The following is a 3319-nucleotide window of genomic DNA, read 5'->3' as shown; positions in this document are numbered from 1 at the left end:
CGGTGGGTCATCGGCCTTGCGGCCGCGGTCGTTAGAGTTGGAGCCGTGACCACACGAGCTGACGGCCGAGCCGACGACGAACTGCGTCCCATCTCCTTCACCCGTGGCTTCACCAGCCATCCCGCGGGATCGGTGCTGGTGGAGTTCGGACAGACCCGCGTGATGTGCACCGCGAGTGTCACCGAGGGCGTCCCGCCGTGGCGTCGTGGATCGGGCCTGGGTTGGCTCACCGCCGAGTACTCGATGCTCCCGGCGGCCACCCACGAGCGCAACAGGCGCGAATCGGTCAAGGGCAAGATCGGCGGCCGCACCCACGAGATCAGCCGGCTCGTCGGCCGGTCCCTGCGGGCGTGCATCGACCTCGCGGCACTCGGTGAGAACACCATCGCGCTCGACTGTGACGTCCTGCAGGCCGACGGCGGTACCCGCACCGCGGCGATCACCGGCGCGTACGTGGCCCTCGCCGACGCGGTGACCTACCTGCGTGCCGCCGGCAAACTTTCCGACCCGCAACCGCTTTCGTGTGCGATCGCCGCGGTGAGCGTGGGCGTCGTCGACGGTCGGGTGCGTCTGGACCTGCCGTACGAGGAGGATTCGCGGGCCGAGGTCGACATGAACGTCGTCGCCACCGACGCCGGCACCCTCGTCGAGGTACAGGGCACCGGCGAGGGCGCGACGTTCGCACGGTCAACGCTCGACGCGCTGCTCGACGTCGCTGCGATCGGCACCCAGAAGCTCTTCGAGGCCCAGCGGGCCGTGCTCGCCGAGCCGTACCCGGGTCAGCTGCCGGGCAAAGCCTGATGTCGAAGGTCCTGCTCGCGAGCCGCAATCGCAAGAAGCTCACCGAACTGCAGCGCGTCGTTGACGCCGCCGGGATCACCGGCCTGGAGATCCTCGGCCTCGACGCCGTGCCCGAATACCCGGAGGAGCCCGAGGACGGGGCCACCTTCGAGGAGAACGCACTGATCAAGGCGCGGTCGGGTGCACGCGCCACCGGATTGCCCTGTCTTGCGGATGATTCCGGGATCTCGGTGGACGCGCTGAACGGGATGCCCGGCGTCCTGTCGGCGCGCTGGTCGGGTGCGCACGGCGACGATCCGGCGAACAACGCACTGCTGCTGGCGCAGCTGTCCGACACCCCGGACGAACGACGCGGCGCCGCGTTCGTGTCGGCGTGCGCGCTGGTACTGCCGGACGGGACCAAGACGGTTGTGCGCGGGGAGTGGCGCGGGACGGTGCTGCGCGCGGAGCGCGGACCGAACGGCTTCGGTTACGACCCGCTCTTCGCACCCGACGACGAGCTCGCGGCCGGCCGGTCGTCGGCTGAACTCACGCCGGAGGAGAAGGACTCACTCAGCCACCGCGGCAAGGCTCTGGCGCAGTTGGTGCCCGCTCTGCGGGAGCTGGCCAACAGCTGACGGGTACCGCGCCAAGAAACCACCCCTGAGATCCGCCCTGTGGAGCGCTGCCGCTGACATATCGTCACTCGGTCGCTCCTGGAGGGCTGATCCCAGGGGTGGTTTTCAGTGTGGCTCGCGCCAAGCGGCGCGGATGCGGCTCAGAGGTTGAACTGCGCCTTCACTTCCTGGGTGCGCTTGTGCTCGAACCAGAAGGACAAGAACGGGATGGTGCCGGCGATCGCGGTGATGATCGTCTTGCCCGCGGGCCAGCGAACCTTGATCGCCAGGTCGATCGCCATGATCAGGTAGACGAAGTAGACCCAGCCGTGGACGATCGGCACGAAGTCGAGTGCCTTGTTGTCGAAGCCGTACGCCAGGATCAGCTCGGCGACGAGGAGCAGCAGCCAGATACCGGTGATCCAGGCCAGGACGCGGTACCTCAACAGGGCCCCACGGACCTTCTCCACCGGAGCGGTGGGAGCGGAAGCGGTGGATGCGGTCTCGGTCACTGCGGGCCTTTCGATGACGGGGCGTCGGGGGTGTCTGCCGATCTGAGTTCGGCCAGGTAGCGGTTGTATTCGATGAGCGCCGCGTCCTTGACCGGGTCGGGATCGTTGGCGAGCGACGCCGCGCTCGGCGTCGCCGGGCGCTCGGGGAGGATGCCCTCGGGGATCTCGGCCGCGGCACGGGCGTCCGCGGCGGCCTTTCGCGCTTCCTCCGGGTCGCTCTCGAGGACGACGAAGCGCCGGTAGGCGTAGATGACCGCGACCGCGAAGGCCGGCCACTGCAGCGCATAGCCGAGGTTCTGGCCGCTGCCGGAGGCCGACTCGAAGCGGGACCACTGCCACCAGGCGAGGATCAGACACGCCACCGCGGCGACCACGGTCAGCACCACGAGCGCCGGCCGATGCGTGCGACGGGGGGACGAGGACATACCTTCCAAGGTACCTGGCCTGCGGTGATCAAAACGCGGCCGGTAGGGTGGTCGCGGTTACAGTGCGCAGCCCGGTTCGACGCCGGGGACGCACCGAGCGCGAGTGGCGGAATTGGCAGACGCGCTGGATTTAGGTTCCAGTGTCTACGGACGTGGGGGTTCAAGTCCCCCCTCGCGCACCATAGAGTCCTTACTGCAATCAGCGCGTGCGTTGACAGCGAGCAGAAGGTCATCAATCGGCAGTTTGGCGCCGTCAGAAATGACGGCGTCTTTCGATTGGCCTGTGTGCTTGTGGTAGGATGCGTGGGCGACGTCTCGTCCTTGCTCGGCGTCACCCGTCGCCTCTTCCGCTCGGTATCCGGCGTCGGCTGCGACCATTTCGGCGAGAGGTGAGCTGAGGTCGTGGCCGGTGATCTCCTCGGCATGGATGCACAGGCGCTTGAAAATTGCCTGGTTCAGCCGGCGCCGCACCTCGTCGCTCGCCGTGGCGTAGAGCTGTGCGGGGTTCGCGATCAGGGTGAGGCATAGGTCGATGTACTTGGCGCCCTGTTTAAGATCGGCCTTGACTGATTCGAGCTCAGCAGTCAGGTGTTGCCGCCGCTCAGAAATCTCGGGTAAGTCCCCCAGGAGTGGTGGGTTTCGAGGCTGAGGTGAGCCGCTGCTCAGCGTGTCGGTGACCCTGTTGGGGAAGGGCCATCGCGTCGTGGTCAATGAGTTACCGCCAAAGTGACTCACAGAAGGACACACCACACGATGACCCAGGACCATTCTGCTTTGCTCGCACAGCTCGATGTACTCACCTCCGCGGATTCCGGGGCGGTGTTCGCCAAGTTGATCCGGGCTGGCCCGCAAGCACTGATCGAGGCCGAGGCCACCGAAAGATCGGCGCCGGCCGGTATGAGCGTTCCGCCGAACGCGCCACCTATCGAAACGGCCACCTCGCCAAGAGCGTGTCAACGACCTCGGGCGATGTGGAGGTCAAGGT

General features: G+C 67.2%; 5 protein-coding genes, 1 tRNA gene and 1 pseudogene. 4 read left to right on the top strand and 3 right to left on the bottom strand.

The window, feature by feature from the left end; translation table 11 throughout:
- The first annotated feature begins 45 nt into the window (after positions 1-45).
- Together rph and rdgB are read left to right on the top strand one after the other, a co-directional pair.
- Positions 46-801, top strand: coding sequence for a ribonuclease PH (gene rph / locus M1L58_RS23190; RefSeq protein WP_248660617.1), 756 nt, complete (start codon positions 46-48; stop codon positions 799-801).
- Entirely contained in the window at positions 801-1418 is a 618-nt protein-coding gene (rdgB, locus tag M1L58_RS23185; protein WP_248660616.1) for an RdgB/HAM1 family non-canonical purine NTP pyrophosphatase, read from the top strand. Before rph ends, rdgB begins: the two co-directional genes overlap by 1 nt.
- A 140-nt stretch (positions 1419-1558) precedes the next feature.
- On the opposite strand, the gene M1L58_RS23180 is transcribed toward rdgB, so the two are convergent.
- Positions 1559-1909, bottom strand: a complete 351-nt coding sequence (locus M1L58_RS23180) for a DUF3817 domain-containing protein (RefSeq protein ID WP_006868089.1) — start codon at positions 1907-1909, stop codon at positions 1559-1561.
- Positions 1906-2334 (bottom strand): transcriptional regulator, encoded by a 429-nt coding sequence (locus M1L58_RS23175; protein WP_248660615.1) that lies wholly within the window; start codon positions 2332-2334, stop codon positions 1906-1908. The genes M1L58_RS23180 and M1L58_RS23175 overlap by 4 nt, the downstream gene beginning before the upstream one ends.
- Before the next feature lie 97 nt (positions 2335-2431).
- Here M1L58_RS23175 and M1L58_RS23170 point away from each other — a divergent pair.
- Positions 2432-2516, top strand: a tRNA-Leu gene (locus M1L58_RS23170).
- Here the strand turns inward: M1L58_RS23170 and M1L58_RS23165 are convergent.
- Positions 2479-3045 carry a hypothetical protein gene (locus M1L58_RS23165; RefSeq protein WP_248660614.1) on the bottom strand — a complete coding sequence of 189 codons (567 nt, stop codon included), beginning with the start codon at positions 3043-3045 and terminating at the stop codon, positions 2479-2481. The genes M1L58_RS23170 and M1L58_RS23165 overlap by 38 nt on opposite strands.
- A gap of 42 nt (positions 3046-3087) precedes the next feature.
- On the opposite strand from M1L58_RS23165, the pseudogene M1L58_RS23160 reads away from it, so the two are divergent.
- A pseudogene (locus M1L58_RS23160) lies at positions 3088-3319 on the top strand (transposase); the annotation flags it as partial.

It is taken from the genome of Gordonia sp. C13 (assembly GCF_023218005.1).
Taxonomy (GTDB): Bacteria; Actinomycetota; Actinomycetes; order Mycobacteriales; family Mycobacteriaceae; genus Gordonia; species Gordonia namibiensis.
Note: the sequence above shows the minus strand (reverse complement) of the source record. Positions and strands in the feature narration are given on the sequence as shown.